This window comes from Pantoea sp. X-Soil-TKNS-1207, from assembly GCF_059730485.1.
Genome location: NZ_AP035958.1, coordinates 219,033 through 234,091 on the forward strand (window position 1 = coordinate 219,033; position 15,059 = coordinate 234,091).

At 56.9% G+C, this 15,059-nt stretch carries 13 protein-coding genes; 10 read left to right on the top strand and 3 right to left on the bottom strand.

The features are described from left to right. Positions 1-2: 2 nt before the first annotated feature. From pldB to AC6I8V_RS00965, 3 genes are all read left to right on the top strand, one after another. The gene (gene pldB, locus AC6I8V_RS00955; RefSeq protein WP_497844088.1) at positions 3-995 is read left to right on the top strand and encodes a lysophospholipase L2; all 993 of its coding nucleotides are present in this window, start codon (positions 3-5) and stop codon (positions 993-995) included. A 38-nt stretch (positions 996-1,033) separates the two neighbouring features. Next, a complete protein-coding gene (yigL, locus tag AC6I8V_RS00960; RefSeq protein ID WP_497844089.1) occupies positions 1,034-1,834 on the top strand; it encodes a sugar/pyridoxal phosphate phosphatase YigL in 801 nt (266 codons plus the stop codon). 199 nt (positions 1,835-2,033) lie between these two features. Further along, positions 2,034-2,903, top strand: coding sequence for a carboxylate/amino acid/amine transporter (locus AC6I8V_RS00965; RefSeq protein ID WP_497844090.1), 870 nt, complete (start codon positions 2,034-2,036; stop codon positions 2,901-2,903). A gap of 70 nt (positions 2,904-2,973) precedes the next feature. On the opposite strand, the gene AC6I8V_RS00970 is transcribed toward AC6I8V_RS00965, so the two are convergent. Together AC6I8V_RS00970 and metR are read right to left on the bottom strand one after the other, a co-directional pair. Further along, on the bottom strand, positions 2,974-3,453 hold the full coding sequence (locus AC6I8V_RS00970; RefSeq protein WP_497844091.1) for a YehS family protein: 480 nt from the start codon (positions 3,451-3,453) through the stop codon (positions 2,974-2,976). Between the two features lie 94 nt (positions 3,454-3,547). Continuing rightward, positions 3,548-4,480 carry an HTH-type transcriptional regulator MetR gene (metR, locus tag AC6I8V_RS00975; RefSeq protein ID WP_497844092.1) on the bottom strand — a complete coding sequence of 311 codons (933 nt, stop codon included), beginning with the start codon at positions 4,478-4,480 and terminating at the stop codon, positions 3,548-3,550. A 225-nt stretch (positions 4,481-4,705) separates the two neighbouring features. Between metR and metE the strand changes: the two genes are divergently transcribed. Further along, positions 4,706-6,976 carry a 5-methyltetrahydropteroyltriglutamate--homocysteine S-methyltransferase gene (gene metE / locus AC6I8V_RS00980; protein WP_497844093.1) on the top strand — a complete coding sequence of 757 codons (2,271 nt, stop codon included), beginning with the start codon at positions 4,706-4,708 and terminating at the stop codon, positions 6,974-6,976. Positions 6,977-7,033: 57 nt separating this feature from the next. Here the strand turns inward: metE and AC6I8V_RS00985 are convergent, their stop codons facing one another. Beyond that, positions 7,034-7,870 (bottom strand): dienelactone hydrolase family protein, encoded by an 837-nt coding sequence (locus AC6I8V_RS00985; RefSeq protein WP_497844094.1) that lies wholly within the window; start codon positions 7,868-7,870, stop codon positions 7,034-7,036. 300 nt (positions 7,871-8,170) lie between these two features. Between AC6I8V_RS00985 and udp the strand changes: the two genes are divergently transcribed. The 6 genes from udp to ubiB all read left to right on the top strand — a co-directional run bounded on the left by udp (position 8,171) and on the right by ubiB (position 14,959). Next, positions 8,171-8,932, top strand: coding sequence for a uridine phosphorylase (gene udp / locus AC6I8V_RS00990; protein ID WP_497844095.1), 762 nt, complete (start codon positions 8,171-8,173; stop codon positions 8,930-8,932). 76 nt (positions 8,933-9,008) lie between these two features. Continuing rightward, complete coding sequence (locus AC6I8V_RS00995) at positions 9,009-10,277, top strand: tetratricopeptide repeat protein (protein WP_497844096.1); 1,269 nt, start codon at positions 9,009-9,011, stop codon at positions 10,275-10,277. Positions 10,278-10,358: 81 nt separating this feature from the next. Next, positions 10,359-11,873: a DNA recombination protein RmuC gene (gene rmuC / locus AC6I8V_RS01000; RefSeq protein ID WP_497844097.1), complete on the top strand. Its 1,515-nt coding sequence runs from the start codon at positions 10,359-10,361 to the stop codon at positions 11,871-11,873. Positions 11,874-11,948: 75 nt separating this feature from the next. Continuing rightward, entirely contained in the window at positions 11,949-12,707 is a 759-nt protein-coding gene (gene ubiE, locus AC6I8V_RS01005; RefSeq protein ID WP_497844098.1) for a bifunctional demethylmenaquinone methyltransferase/2-methoxy-6-polyprenyl-1,4-benzoquinol methylase UbiE, read from the top strand. 12 nt (positions 12,708-12,719) lie between these two features. Beyond that, positions 12,720-13,325 (top strand): ubiquinone biosynthesis protein UbiJ, encoded by a 606-nt coding sequence (gene ubiJ, locus AC6I8V_RS01010; protein WP_497844099.1) that lies wholly within the window; start codon positions 12,720-12,722, stop codon positions 13,323-13,325. Then, entirely contained in the window at positions 13,322-14,959 is a 1,638-nt protein-coding gene (gene ubiB, locus AC6I8V_RS01015) for a ubiquinone biosynthesis regulatory protein kinase UbiB (RefSeq protein ID WP_497844100.1), read from the top strand. Before ubiJ ends, ubiB begins: the two co-directional genes overlap by 4 nt. The last annotated feature ends 100 nt before the right edge of the window (positions 14,960-15,059 follow it).

Genomic DNA, 15,059 nt, shown 5'->3' on the forward strand with positions numbered 1-15,059 from the left:
GGATGCAGCATTTTAAACATAGCTGGCTCAGGCGTGAAAAGGCCTTCGCTGCCTTTGCCACCGGCCCATTGCTCGACTTCTGGCAGCGTCGTGAAGAGTGCGAATTCACTGGCGTGGGCAATCTCACCATTCGCTACGTCCGTTTCACTTCGCCGCAACATCAACGTGTCATTCTGATTGTTCCCGGACGTATCGAAAGCTATATCAAATACCCGGAACTGGCCTATGACCTGTTTCATTGTGGCTTTGATGTGGTGATTATCGACCACCGTGGTCAGGGACGTTCCGATCGCCTGCTGGAAGATTCCCATCGCGGTCATGTGGTGGAGTTCAACGATTATGTCGACGATCTGGAAACCCTCTACCTGAAAGAGATCGTCAGTGGTCATTACCGGCAGCGTTATGCGCTGGCGCACTCAATGGGCGGGGCGATCCTCGCGCTGTTTCTGGCGCGTCAGCCACGGGCATTTCACGCGGTGGCGCTGGCTGCGCCGATGTTTGGCATCACTCTGCCGCTGCCGCCTTTTCTCGCGCACCGCATTCTCGACTGGGCGGAGAAAATGCCCGCGCTGCGCGATGGCTACGCCCTGGGCACCGGGCGCTGGCGGGCGCATCCGTTCGGCATTAACCAGCTGACGCACAGTCGCGAGCGCTATCGGCGTAATTTACGCTTTTATGCCGACGATCCGGCGCTTCGCGTCGGCGGCCCTACTTACCATTGGGTACGTGAAGGGGTGCAGGCCGGGCGCAGCATTATCAGCCAGGTGGATAAGATCATCACGCCGATGCTGCTGATGCAGGCGAGTGAAGATCGGGTGGTGGACAACCGCTCGCAGGATTTGTTTTGTGAGGCGATGGCGGCGGCGGGGCATCCCTGCGCAGGCGTCACGCCTTATGTGATTGAGGGTGCGCGTCATGAGATCCTGTTCGAAACAGACGCAATGCGCGCCCAGGCGCTGAACGCGGTGGTCGATTTTTTTGAGCGTCACGTTTAATTCATTATTAATTACCGACATCAATACCAGAGGTTTACATGTACCACATCGTCGCATCCGACCTGGATGGCACGCTGCTTTCCCCGGAACATCGCCTGACGCCGTTCGCACGCACCACTTTGCAGGAACTGGTTGCACGCGATCTTCACTTTATCTTTGCCACCGGTCGTCACTATATCGATGTGGGCCAGATGCGCGATAAGCTCGGCATCCCGGCTTATATGATTACCTCCAACGGCGCGCGCGTACACAATGCCGACGGCGAGCTGATCTTCAGCCATAACCTCGATGCCGATATCGCGCAGGATTTGTTTAGTCTGAAGTATCAGGATGAAGAGGTGCTGACCCACGTTTATCGTGATGATGAATGGTTTATCAGCCGCCACCGTCCGGCCGAGCAGGATTATTTCCGCGAATCGGTATTTAATTATCAGGTCTATCAGCCCGGTATGCTGCCAACCGATGGCGTCAGCAAAGTGTTCTTTACCTGTGATGACCCGCAGCATCTGATTCCGATGGAGCAGGCGATTGAAGCCCGCTGGGGCGATCGGGTGAATGTCAGCTTCTCGCTGCCGACCTGTCTGGAAGTGATGGCGGGGGGCGTGTCAAAAGGTCACGCGCTGGAGGCGGTGTCGAAGCAGCTCGGCTATTCCCTGAAGGAGTGCATCGCCTTTGGTGACGGCATGAACGACGTTGAAATGCTGACCATGGCGGGTAAAGGCTGCATCATGCGTAACGCGCATCAGCGCCTGAAGGATACCTTGCCTACCCTTGAAGTCATTGGCAGCAACGCCGAAGACGCGGTGCCACATACGCTGCGCAAGTTGCTGCTGGCGTAAACTCCCTGGTGCGCATAAATGCGCACCCTACAATGTAGGGTCGCCATTAATGGCGACCGTTTTAAAAGCGTAATCATGTTTTAATGGCGACCGAAGCGTAATGCGTGGTTGTTTATTGATCGCTTGTAAACCAGATAATCCTGCCTGTGTCCGACACTTTGTTTACACTAGCCCCACTGTTCATTTTGGGGTCGTTACCGTGCTGTTATTGATCGTTACCACCATTCTGTGGGCTTTTTCCTTTAGTTTAATCGGGGAATACCTGGCAGGTCAGGTGGATTCCTGGTTCTCCGTACTGATCCGCCTGGGACTGGCGGCGATTGTGTTTCTGCCGTTCCTGCGCTGGCGTGGCTACCGTGCCTCGACCATTCTGCTGTATATGCTGGTGGGGATGCTGCAACTCGGCATCATGTATCTGCTGAGCTTTGAAGCCTACCTCTACCTGAGCGTGCCGGAATTCCTGCTGTTCACCGTGATGACGCCGCTGTACGTGACGCTGATTTACGATCTGCTGAGCAAACGTCCGCTACGTATCGGCTATGCCTTCAGCGCGCTGCTGGCGGTGGCCGGTGCGGCTATCATTCGCTATGACAAAGTCAGTGATCATTTCTGGTTTGGGCTGATGCTGGTACAGGCGGCAAATATCTGTTTTGCCATCGGCATGGTGGGCTACAAACGGCTTCAGGAAACGCGTCCGATGCCGCAGCATACGGCGTTTTCCTGGTTCTATCTCGGCGCGGTGATCATCGCAATAATTGCCTGGTTCCTGTGGGGTAATCCCAACAAGCTGCCGACGACCTCGCTGCAATGGGGCATTCTGGTGTGGCTGGGAGTGGCGGCGTCCGGGCTGGGTTACTTTATGTGGAACTACGGCGCCACTCAGGTGGATGCCGGTACGCTGGGCATTATGAACAACATGCATGTCCCGGCAGGGTTGCTGGTGAATCTGGCGATCTGGCAGGAAAAACCGCACTGGCCGAGCTTTATTGCCGGGGCCATCGTGATTTTTGCTTCACTTTACGTGCATAAACGCTGGGTGTTGGGAAAGACGTCTCACAGCAACGCCTGAGTCTGAAAGGGAAGGGATAACCAGGCCGATCCACAGGGAAGTGATCGGATGCGTTATCCCGAACCCGCTATCAGGCCTTCTTCACCGGCGCAGGACGTTGCACCAGCGTCAATCCTTTCAAAAAGTTACGCAAAATCTGGTCACCGCATTCGCGATAATTCTTATGATCCGGATTACGGAAAATCGCGCCGATCTCCGCCTGAGAAACCTGGAAGTTCGCCTTCAGCAGCACCTCAGGAATATCGGTGGTTTTCAGTGCAAACGCGATGCGCAGCTTCTTCAGGAAAATATTGTTATTCATCCGGCGCTCAATGGACGGCGCAGGCGCATCCTCGCTCTTACCGCGACGATGGAAAATCAAACCGTTGAGGAAATAGCCCATCAGCACATCCGGGCAGGGGCGAAACGCGGCATCATCGTCTTTCTTCAGCCACGCCTGCACATCTTCCAGCGTTACATCGCAACCCGTCAGGGCAAAAATCTCCACCACTTTGCTGTCGCTCAAATCAAGCATATAGCGCACGCTGCGCAGCACATCGTTATTCGTCATGGTGAAATTCTCCTGGTCACGGGTTGAGGCGGCGCATTATAGAGCAGGCGAGGCAGGGATGACAGCGCAGGGCGACGATTGTCGCCCTGCTGGATCAGGAAGAGAGGGGCTGCAACGAACCGGGGCGCGACGCATCGCGCACAAAGGGCAGGTGTTCACAGGCATGTTGGCGGGCAAAACGCACAAACGCCTCCAGTACCGGCTGACGCTGCTCGCCATCGCGCATCGCCGCATACAAGCGGCTCCACAGACCATCGCCGAGGGTCTTGGTCACGACCAGTCCCTGATGTTCAAAACTCTCCACCACCCAGTGCGGCAGGGCGGCAATCCCCATGCGCGCCGACACCATCTGAATTAACAACAGGGTATTATCGACACTCTTCAGGGCCGGACTCACCCCAGCCGGTTGCAGGAAATTGCGCCACACATCCAGTCGCTGACGCTGTACCGGATAAATCATCAGCACCTCGTCGGCCAAATCTTCCGGCGAAATATGTTCAGATTGCGCCAGCGGATGATCCGGTGCCAGCACCAGGCGCACCTCAAAATCAAACATCGGCGAATAAAACAAACCGCTGCGCGGCAAAATATCCGAGGTCAATACCACGTCCAGTTCACCCTGCTGCAATGCGGGTTGGGGATCAAAGGTCACGCCGGATTTGAAATCCATCACCACCTGCGGCCAGCTCTGGCGGAAATTGGTCAATGCTGGCGTCAGCCACTGAATACAGCTGTGGCACTCAATCGCGATGCGCAATGTTGTCTGATGCGGCTCATGACATGCCTGCAACGCCTGCTGAATCTGCGGCAGGATCTGCTCAGCCAGCTGCAACAGAATCTCCCCCTGCGGCGTAAAACGTAGCGGCTGGCTCTTACGCACAAACAGGCGAAAGCCCAGCCGCTGCTCCAGATCGCTGAACTGGTGAGACAACGCGGATTGCGTTTGATGGAGCTGAGCGGCAGCGGCGGCCAGAGAGCCGGTATTCCGTAACGCTTGCAGCGTCCGCAGGTGTTTGAGTTCGATCATGAGAATCCTTCACATCGAGTTTGAGCAAATTGCGCTTGAGGAACATACAGTACCCGCAGAATATAGCGGTGTAAACATCTGGACGGCTAAACATCCTCGCAAACGTTACGGCCACTTTACTTTTATCCAGTGATGAAGCACAGCGGCGCCTTCGGTTGCCTGCTGGATGAACGTAAATTTGTTGTAGCGCGTGCTGCACAGTGAAGAATATCTGGAGAGCATCAAATGACTATTCTGAACCATACACTCGGTTTCCCTCGCGTTGGTCTGCGCCGTGAACTGAAAAAAGCACAGGAAAGTTACTGGGCAGGCAACAGCTCACAGGAAGAACTGCTGGCTGTTGGCCGCGAACTGCGCGCCCGTCACTGGCAACAACAGAAAGACGCCGGGGTGAACCTGCTGCCGGTGGGCGATTTCGCCTGGTACGATCACGTACTCACCACCAGCCTGCTGCTGGGCAACGTCCCGGCGCGTCATCAGAACAAAGATGGCTCTGTCGATCTCGACACCCTGTTCCGCCTTGGCCGCGGTCGTGCGCCCACTGGCGAACCAGCCGCCGCGGCAGAAATGACCAAATGGTTTAACACCAACTACCACTACATGGTGCCGGAATTCACCCAAGGTCAGCAGTTTAAACTGACCTGGACCCAGCTGCTGGACGAAGTCGACGAAGCGCTGGCCCTCGGCCATAAAGTGAAGCCGGTTCTGCTCGGCCCGGTCACTTACCTGTGGCTGGGCAAAGTGAAAGGCGAACAGTTCGACCGTCTGTCTCTGCTGAAAGACATCCTGCCGGTGTACAGGCAGGTTCTGGCGGAACTGAAAAAACGCGACATCGAATGGGTGCAGATCGATGAACCTGCGCTGGCGCTGGAACTGCCGCAGGAATGGCGTGCGGCCTTCCAGCCGGCGTATGACGCATTGCAGGGTGAAACCAAACTGCTGCTGACCACCTACTTCGACAGTATCGGTCAGAACCTTGCGGTGATCAAAGCGCTGCCGGTTCAGGGTCTGCACGTTGACCTGGTTCACGGCAAAGATGATATCCAGCAGCTGAATCAGCAGATCCCGGCGGCATGGCTGCTGTCTGTCGGCGTCATCAACGGCCGTAACGTATGGCGTGCTGACCTCAGCAGCTGGTTTGAGCGCCTGCAACCGCTGATTGGCAAACGTCAGCAGCTGTGGATTGGCTCCTCGTGCTCGTTGCTGCACAGCCCGATTGACCTGAGCGTGGAAACCCGCCTCGATGAAGAGGTGAAAAGCTGGTTCGCCTTTGCCCTGCAGAAATGTGCCGAACTTGCACTGCTGAGCAACGCCCTGAACAACAACGATGCGCAATCGCTGGAAGCCTGGAGCGCGCCAATCCGCGCCCGCGCCCACTCCAGCCGTGTGCACAATGCGGCCGTCGCACAGCGTCTGGCAAAAATTCAGGCCAAAGACACTGAGCGTCCGGGCATCTACACCGAACGCGCCAAAGCACAACGCGCCCGTTTCAACCTGCCAGCATGGCCGACCACTACCATCGGTTCATTCCCGCAGACCACGGAAATCCGCGGCCTGCGCCTCGACTTCAAAAAAGGCAACATTGATGGCGGTCACTACCGCACCGGCATCGCCGAACACATCAAACAGGCGATTGTCGAGCAGGAACGTCTGGGCCTCGACGTGCTGGTGCACGGCGAAGCTGAGCGCAACGACATGGTGGAATATTTCGGTGAAAACCTCGACGGTTTCGTTTTCACGCAGAACGGCTGGGTACAGAGCTACGGTTCACGCTGCGTTAAGCCGCCGGTCATCATCGGTGACGTCAGCCGCCCGCAAGCTATCACCGTTGAGTGGGCGAAATACGCGCAGTCGCTGACGGACAAACCGGTGAAAGGGATGCTTACCGGCCCGGTCACCATCCTGTGCTGGTCCTTCCCGCGTGAAGATGTGACCCGTGCAACCATCGCCAAACAGATCGCGCTGGCGCTGCGTGATGAAGTGGAAGATCTGGAAAAAGCCGGTATCGGTATTATCCAGATTGACGAACCGGCACTGCGTGAAGGCCTGCCGCTGCACCAGTCTGACTGGGCTGCCTACCTGACCTGGGCCGTTGACGCCTTCCGCCTGAATGCGGCGGTGGCGCAGAATGATACCCAGATCCACACCCACATGTGTTACTGCGAGTTCAACGACATCATGGACTCCATCGCAGCGCTGGATGCGGACGTGATCACCATCGAAACGTCACGTTCAGATATGGACCTGCTGGATTCGTTTAAAGAGTTCGAATACCCGAACGAAATCGGTCCAGGCGTGTACGACATTCACTCGCCGAACGTGCCGAGCGTCGAGTGGATGGAAGAGCTGCTGCGTAAAGCGGCGCTGAGCATCCCGGAAGAACGTCTGTGGGTTAACCCGGATTGTGGCCTGAAAACCCGCGGCTGGACGGAGACCCGTGCTGCGCTGGCGAACATGGTTAAAGCGGCGAAGAAACTGCGCGGTGAAACTGCCTGATAGCGGTAAAAAGTGTTGTGTTGTACGTTGTTGGGGCGCGCGAGCGCCCCTTTTTTATTACGCGTTCGGCGCCACGCCATACTGTTTAAACCAATCCAGCATCCGCGCCCAGCCATCTTTGGCGGACTCGGCGTGATAGCTCGGACGGTAATCGGCATGGAAGGCATGACCGGCATCGGGATAGACCACGATCTCCGCTTTGGCATTGGCGGCACGCAGCGCCTGACGCATCTGCTCCACGCTCTCCAGCGGAATGCCCTCATCCTGACCACCGTATAAACCCAGCACCGGTGCATTCAAATCCACCGCGATATCAATCGGATGCTTCTGCTGTTTCAGGGTTTTATCGCCAATCAGACGGCCATACCAGGCCACTGCTGCCCGCACCTGTGGATTGTGCGCCGCGAACAGCCAGCTAATGCGGCCACCCCAGCAGAAACCGGTAATCGCCAGACGACGGATATCGCCGCCGTTGCGGGCCGCCCAGTTGGCGACGTGGTCGAGATCCGACAGCACCTGCGAATCCGGCACTTTACTTACCAGCTCTTTGAACAGGGTCGGGATATCGTGATATTCGCTGGGATCGCCCTCGCGGAAATACAGCTCTGGCGCGACCGCCAGATAGCCCTCCAGCGCCAGCCGACGACAGACATCACGGATGTGTTCATGCACACCGAAAATCTCCTGCACCACCAGAACCACTGGCAGCGCGCCATTGTGATCTTTTGGCCGGGCATAATATGCCGGCAGGTTTTCCCCCTGGCTGGGGACCGAGGTCTCCCCGGCATGGATCGCCTCGCTGTGCGTGATAATCGTGGTGCTGGCGGTCGGCTGTACCGCCGGAGCAAAGCCGCTGTTTGCAGATTTCTGTGCCATATTGTCTTCGGTTTTCATTGTTCTCTCCGTGCTAACAATCGCGCAATCACGTAACTATAGCCTGGCCGCAGGTGCGAGGCTGGTGTAGGTTTCAGAGGGGTTACGCATGGGTTCTTCTCTTCTATTAACATTGCCGTCAGAACTTACACAGCACCGCTTGTAGCAATTCAGAATGGCAGACGATTGTTATGTGATCAAAGTCACACTATGTTTTTCGTATAATGTAATTCTCATTATTTATAGTGAAATTAATCACATATTTCTGGCGCCTGCTGACGTAAAGTGGCGCGCACATCCCTTAGCTATCAGGAGTCTGATATGGCCCAGTCCGACGTTTTCCACCTTGGCATCACCAAAGCCGATTTGCAGGGAGCCACGCTTGCCATCGTTCCCGGCGATCCGGAGCGCGTGAAGAAAATTGCCGGTCTGATGCAGAACCCGCAGCATCTGGCATCGCACCGTGAATTTACCAGCTATCTGGCTGAGCTGGATGGCAAGCCGGTGGTGGTGTGCTCAACCGGCATCGGTGGCCCGTCAACCTCCATCGCCGTTGAAGAACTGGCGCAGCTTGGCGTCCGTACCTTCCTGCGCGTTGGCACCACCGGCGCCATTCAGCCGCATATTAATGTCGGCGATGTGCTGGTCACCACCGCCGCCGTGCGCCTCGATGGCGCCAGCCTGCACTTCGCCCCGCTGGAGTTCCCGGCTGTGGCGGATTTCAGCTGCACCACCGCGCTGGTTGCCGCGGCCGAAGCCTGTGGCGCGCAAACCCATATCGGCGTTACCGCCTCGTCGGACACCTTCTATCCCGGCCAGGAGCGCTATGACACCTTCTCCGGTCGCGTTGTCAGCCGTTTCCAGGGGTCGATGAAAGAGTGGCAGCAGATGGGCGTCCTCAACTATGAGATGGAATCCGCTACACTGTTAACCATGTGCGCCAGTCAGGGACTGCGAGCCGGTATGGTGGCGGGCGTCATCGTGAATCGCACGCAGAAAGAGATCCCGGATGCGGCGACCATGAAACAGACCGAAAGCGACGCGGTGAAGATTGTTGTCGAAGCGGCGCGTCGGTTAATTTAGCGCACCCGGCAGCTGGCGCCTCCGCCAGCTGCCTGAAAAGAATGCGCGCACTTTCAGCTGGATACTGAGAATTTTTATGCGCAAAACTGTTCCTGTTCAACGTCCTGCCTTTATGGCCAATCCTGTTGCGACGCAAACCCGCGTTGAAGGCGCTGCGGCGCGTTTTCGCCAGGCCATGGCTGCCTCTGATTTCCCGACTGCCCGTCAAAGCTGTGAAGAAGTGCTGCGCGTGATGCCCGGCAATATGCAGGTGCTGAGCGATTATGCGCTGGCGCTGATGCGGGTAGGTGAATATCAAAAATCGTACAAGACCTATCAGAAAATCTATCAGGCGCCGGCCGCTAAGCGCGCGCAGGCGTCTGACACCTGGCTCGATGGCCTGACCGAAGTGTGCGGCTGGCTGCATAAGCCGGACGAAGTGGCGCGCTACGGGCGGGAGTCACTCGAACAATCTGATGCAAAATTCAGCCAGGGTCAGCAGTACGCCTTTCCGGCCGGGACGCCACCTGCTTTTGATGCCTCCCGGCCGCAGGAAAACGTTATCGCTTTTAGCCTGTATGGCGGCCAGCCGCGCTATTGCGAAACCCTGATTAAAAACGTCGAGGTGGCGCGGGAGCTGTATCCGGCGTGGACCTGCCGTATCTATCTGGATGACAGCGTGCCGCAGCATGTCTGGCAGCGCCTGGCGCAGCCGAATGTTCAGCTGGTGGATATGTCGCAGGAGAAAACGCTGTTCCCGACGCTGTGGCGTTTTCTGGTGATGGACGATGCCAGCGTTAAACGTTACATCGTACGTGACGCCGATTCGCTGCTCTCGGAGCGAGAAGTGGCGGCGGTGGAAGCCTGGCTGCAATCACCGTACTGGTTCCACCATATGCGCGACTACTTCACCCATACCGAACTGCTGCTGGCAGGGATGTGGGGCGGCTGTCATGGCGTGTTCAGCAATGTTGAACAGCAGATGCGTGATTTTATTCACCAGTACCAGGGCAGCGAACGCTTTACCGACCAGTACTTTCTCAAACTGGCGCTGTGGCCGACGGTGCGCGCCAGCATCCTTAATCACGACGATATTTTTGCCTTCCACCATGCTCAGCCGTGGCCGGCACATCAACCCATTCGCTGGCAAACGGACAGCTTCCACGTTGGCAGCAACGCCGGATTCTCCAGTATGGCAGGAGCGGCAAACAGCCCGGATGCCGAATGGCAGCAGGTTGAACTGACCTATGCCGGACAGAGCTGGCGCTATGCGGCCAGAATCCGCGATGGCCAGTGGGTATTGCCGATGCCGTTCTTCCTGATCGATGCCTGGAAAGCGGGTGAGTTGCAGGTGACGGCGTTATAGCCCGCGGGCGGCAAAATTGTCTGGACATTCATACAGTGCGCCTCTACCTTTTCCCTCAGCGAGACGATCCGCGGGGGAATTATGGATCAGCAACTTATCATCATCAGTGGCGCACTGGCGCTGGCCGGTTTCGGTATCGGCTGGATTGTGGCAAACCTGCGCGCCGGTCATCAACATGCCAGCTTCTTAACCGAACGCCGCTTAGCAGAAGAGGCGCAGCAGCGTCAGCAGCAGCAGCTGGAACTGACGCAGCAGCAGGTGCAGCAGCGCGAGCAGGAGCTGCGTCAGCTGCATGGCGCGTTAAGCGCGGCCCAGGAGCGTCTGCAACAACTCGACTACTGGCGCGGTGAAAGCGAACAGCTGAGCCGCGAACTGCGCAATCAGCTGGAAGTGAACAGCGCGCAGGAAGCTGAACTGCGTGAAGTCACCATCCGCCTGGAAGAGACGCGCTTCGCCGCCGAGGAGAAGCAGCGTCTGCTGACCAACAGCGAACAGCGCCTGAGCGCGCAGTTTGAAAACCTTGCCAATCGCATCTTCGAAAATAGCGGCCGTCGCGTCGATGAGCAGAACCGCCAAAGCCTGAATGGCCTGATTGGCCCGTTGCGTGAACAGCTGGATGGTTTTCGTCGTCAGGTCACTGACAGTTTTGGGCAGGAAGCGCGCGAACGTCACACCCTGGCGCATGAAATCCGCCAGCTGCAACAGCTGAATGCGCAGATGGCGCAGGAGGCGGTTAACCTGACTAAGGCGCTGAAAGGCGACAATAAAATTCAGGGCAACTGGGGTGAAGTGGTGCTCAGCCGGGTGCTGGAAGCTTCGGGGCTGCGCGAAGGCCATGAGTATCAAACGCAGGTCAGCGTGCAGCTGGAGCAGCAGGGCAGGATGCAACCGGATGTGATCGTGCGTCTGCCGCAGGGCAAAGACGTGGTGATTGACGCCAAAATGACGCTCGTCGCCTATGAACGCTACTTCAACGCCGACGATGAAGCCACGCGTGAACAGGCGATTCAGGAACATGTCAACGCGGTGCGCGGCCATATTCGTCTGCTGGGACGAAAAGATTATCAACAATTGCCCGGTTTACGCTCCCTGGATTATGTGTTGATGTTTATCCCGGTTGAACCGGCCTTCCTGCTGGCGATTGATCGTCAGCCGGAACTGATCAGCGAAGCGCTGCAACAGAACATCATGCTGGTCAGCCCCACCACCTTGCTGGTGGCGCTGCGTACCATCAACAATCTGTGGCGTTACGAGCATCAGAGCCGCAACGCCCAACGCATCGCTGACCGTGCTGCAAGGCTGTATGACAAAATGCGGCTGTTTGTCGATGATATGAGCGGCATTGGCCACAACCTCGATAAAGCGCAGCAGAGCTACCATCTGGCGATGAAAAAGCTGGCGGAAGGGCGCGGCAATCTGATCGCGCAAAGCGAATCGTTCCGTGCGCTGGGGGTGGAGATCAAACGTCCGATTAATCCGCAGCTGGTGGCGCAGGCGCAACCGGATGAGGGCGAGGAGAACTGGGCTGATGATGACGAGCCTGATGAAAAGGCAGCAGATTCTTCTGCGTCTTCCCTGCGCCGCATCAACGAATAACGCGCCGGTCGCGTGCCCGGCCAGCGCAACTCTGATACACTTCGGGAAGAATTGTTTGTGGAACAGGTAAAACCGATGGCAGATGAATCACAGCAGGAAACTACGCATTTTGGCTTTCAGACCGTCGCAAAAAGCGAAAAGGCAGATAAAGTCGCCGACGTGTTTCACTCGGTAGCGGCTAAATATGACCTGATGAACGATCTGATGTCGTTTGGCATCCATCGTGTCTGGAAGCGTTTTACCATTGACAGCAGCGGCGTACGCCGCGGTCAGCGCGTGCTGGATCTGGCCGGTGGTACGGGCGATCTCACGGCAAAATTTTCACGTCTGGTGGGTGAAACCGGCCAGGTGGTATTGGCGGATATCAACAGCTCCATGCTGAAGATGGGCCGCGAAAAGCTGCGTAACCTGGGCGTTTCCGGCAACGTTAGCTATGTACAGGCAAACGCCGAAGCGCTGCCCTTCCCGGATAACTATTTCGATTGCATCACCATCTCCTTCGGCCTGCGTAACGTGACCGAAAAAGAGAAGGCGCTGGCGTCGATGTTCCGTGTGCTGAAGCCAGGCGGACGCCTGCTGGTGCTGGAGTTCTCCAAACCGCTGCTTGATCCGCTCAGCAAAGCCTACGATGCCTACTCATTCCACATTCTGCCGCGCATTGGTCAGCTGGTGGCGAAGGATGCGGAAAGTTATCGTTATCTGGCGGAGTCGATTCGTATGCATCCCGATCAGGAAACCCTGAAGGCGATGATGAACGACGTAGGCTTCGAAAACACCACCTACTTCAACATGACCGGTGGCATTGTCGCGCTGCATCGCGGCTTTAAGTTCTGACAAACCATGGCCATGACTTTCACTCCTTTGATTACCGGCGGTCTTGAGACCGCCCTCAATCGTGTTTTGTATCGCGATCGCAGCCTGAAAGCAGCACGCCAGCGTCTGGCGGGTAAAGTGTTGATGCTGCGTCTGCAGGAACTCTCCTTCCCGCTGGTGCTGGTGTTCAGTGAAAACCAGCTGGACGTGCTGGGTGACTGGCAGGACAGCAGCGATTGCTCCGTTAGCCTGCGCCTCGGCACTCTGCCAAAATTGCGCGACCGCCAGCAGCTCACCCGTCTGATTCGCAGCGGTGAACTGGAGGTGGAAGGGGATTTGCAGGTGGTGCAGCAATTCTCGGCGCTGATGGATCTGGCGGAGCTGGACCCGGCGGAATATCTCGCGCCGTGGATTGGCGATATCGCTGCGCAGGGCATCAGCCAGGCCGCGCAGCGGGCGTTGCAGTTTGTGAAGCATGAGGTGACGCGTCGCCAGGATTACCTGGGCCAGACGCTGACCGAAGAGTGGCGGCTGGCGCCGGGTGCGCTGGAACTTGCCTGGTTTTGCGAGGAAGTGGAAGCGATGGAACGTTCGCTTGATGCGCTTGACGCGCGTTTAGCACTGCTGGAGGCGAAATGACGCTGGGAGAAATTCGGCGCTTATATTTTATCGTAAAGGTCTTTCTCACCTATGGCCTCGATGAACTGATTCCCCACATGCGCATCACGCTGCCCCTGCGTTTATGGCGGCGCTGCATTTTCTGGATCCCCAACAAGCATAAGAATGAATCGACCGGCGTGCGGATACGTCTGGCGATGGAACAGCTTGGTCCGGTTTGGATCAAGTTCGGCCAGATGCTCTCGACGCGTCGCGACCTGTTTCCTCCGGCGATTGCCGACGAGCTGGCGGTGTTGCAGGACCGGGTTGCGCCGTTCGATGGCGTAAAAGCCAAAGAACAGATCGAAAAAGCCATTGGCGGACCGGTGGAAACCTGGTTCGACGATTTTGAGATCAAACCGCTGGCCTCGGCCTCGATTGCGCAGGTCCACACCGCGACGCTGAAAGAAAACGGTCGGGAAGTGGTGATCAAGGTAATCCGCCCGGATATCCTGCCGGTGATCAAAGCGGATATGAAGCTGATCTACCGTCTGGCGCGCTGGGTGCCGCGTCTGCTGCCAGACGGACGCCGTCTGCGCCCGGTGGAAGTGGTGCGCGACTACGAAAAAACGCTGATTGATGAACTCAATCTGCTGCGTGAAGCGGCCAACGCCATTCAGCTGCGTCGCAACTTTGATCAGAGCCGTATGCTGTATGTGCCGGAAATCTTCTCCGATTATTGCAGCGAATCCATGCTGGTAATGGAGCGTATCTACGGCATTCCGATTTCCGACGTCGCCACGCTGGAGCAGCATGGCGTCAATATGAAACTGCTGGCGGAACGCGGGGTGCAGGTGTTCTTCACCCAGGTGTTCCGTGACAGTTTCTTCCACGCCGATATGCATCCCGGCAACATCTTCGTCAGCTATGACCACCCGGAAGATCCGCAATATATCGGCATCGACTGCGGTATCGTCGGCTCGCTGAACAAAGAGGATAAGCGCTACCTCGCGGAGAACTTTATCGCCTTCTTTAACCGCGATTACCGCAAAGTGGCCGAGCTGCACGTCGATTCCGGCTGGGTGCCGCCGGATACCAACGTGGAAGATTTTGAGTTCGCTATTCGTACCGTGTGTGAACCGATCTTTGAGAAGCCGCTGGCGGAGATCTCCTTCGGCCATGTGTTGCTCAACCTGTTCAACACCGCGCGTCGTTTCAATATGGAAGTCCAGCCGCAGCTGGTGCTGTTGCAGAAAACCCTGTTGTATATCGAAGGCATCGGCCGTCAGCTCTATCCGCAGCTCGACCTGTGGAAAACCGCCAAGCCGTTCCTGGAAGACTGGATTAAAGATCAGATTGGCCTGCCAGCTATCTGGCGCGCGGTGAAAGAGAAAGCACCGTTCTGGGCAGAGAAGCTGCCAGAGCTGCCAGAGTTGTTCTATGACAGTATGCGTCAGCATAAATTGTTGCAGCACAGCGTCGACAAACTTGTCAGCGATCTCAACGCTCAGCGCACCCGCCACCATCAGGCACGTTATCTGTTTGGGGTAGGGGCTACACTGTTATTAAGTGGCACCGCCGTGCTGCTGAGTCGGCCCGACTGGGATTTCTTCCCTGCGTTATTAATAGCCGCCGGCATCGTCACCTGGCTGATAGGCTGGCGCAAGACAAACTGATTGTCAGCCTGATCTAAAACGCGTAATGTCGCAAGTTAAGGCCCGAAATCATACGGGCTTTCTGTGCGCTACATTCGACAGTTTTTCACAGAATATTAGA

Excerpts from the sequence above, each read along its gene's own strand:
- pldB (WP_497844088.1), top strand. The coding sequence starts at position 3 with ATGCAGCATTTTAAACATAGCTGGCTCAGGCGTGAAAAGGCCTTCGCT.
- yigL (WP_497844089.1), top strand. The coding sequence starts at position 1,034 with ATGTACCACATCGTCGCATCCGACCTGGATGGCACGCTGCTTTCCCCG.
- AC6I8V_RS00970 (WP_497844091.1), bottom strand. The coding sequence starts at position 3,453 with ATGACGAATAACGATGTGCTGCGCAGCGTGCGCTATATGCTTGATTTG.
- metR (WP_497844092.1), bottom strand. The coding sequence starts at position 4,480 with ATGATCGAACTCAAACACCTGCGGACGCTGCAAGCGTTACGGAATACC.
- metE (WP_497844093.1), top strand. The coding sequence starts at position 4,706 with ATGACTATTCTGAACCATACACTCGGTTTCCCTCGCGTTGGTCTGCGC.
- AC6I8V_RS00985 (WP_497844094.1), bottom strand. The coding sequence starts at position 7,870 with ATGAAAACCGAAGACAATATGGCACAGAAATCTGCAAACAGCGGCTTT.
- udp (WP_497844095.1), top strand. The coding sequence starts at position 8,171 with ATGGCCCAGTCCGACGTTTTCCACCTTGGCATCACCAAAGCCGATTTG.
- AC6I8V_RS00995 (WP_497844096.1), top strand. The coding sequence starts at position 9,009 with ATGCGCAAAACTGTTCCTGTTCAACGTCCTGCCTTTATGGCCAATCCT.
- rmuC (WP_497844097.1), top strand. The coding sequence starts at position 10,359 with ATGGATCAGCAACTTATCATCATCAGTGGCGCACTGGCGCTGGCCGGT.
- ubiE (WP_497844098.1), top strand. The coding sequence starts at position 11,949 with ATGGCAGATGAATCACAGCAGGAAACTACGCATTTTGGCTTTCAGACC.
- ubiJ (WP_497844099.1), top strand. The coding sequence starts at position 12,720 with ATGACTTTCACTCCTTTGATTACCGGCGGTCTTGAGACCGCCCTCAAT.
- ubiB (WP_497844100.1), top strand. The coding sequence starts at position 13,322 with ATGACGCTGGGAGAAATTCGGCGCTTATATTTTATCGTAAAGGTCTTT.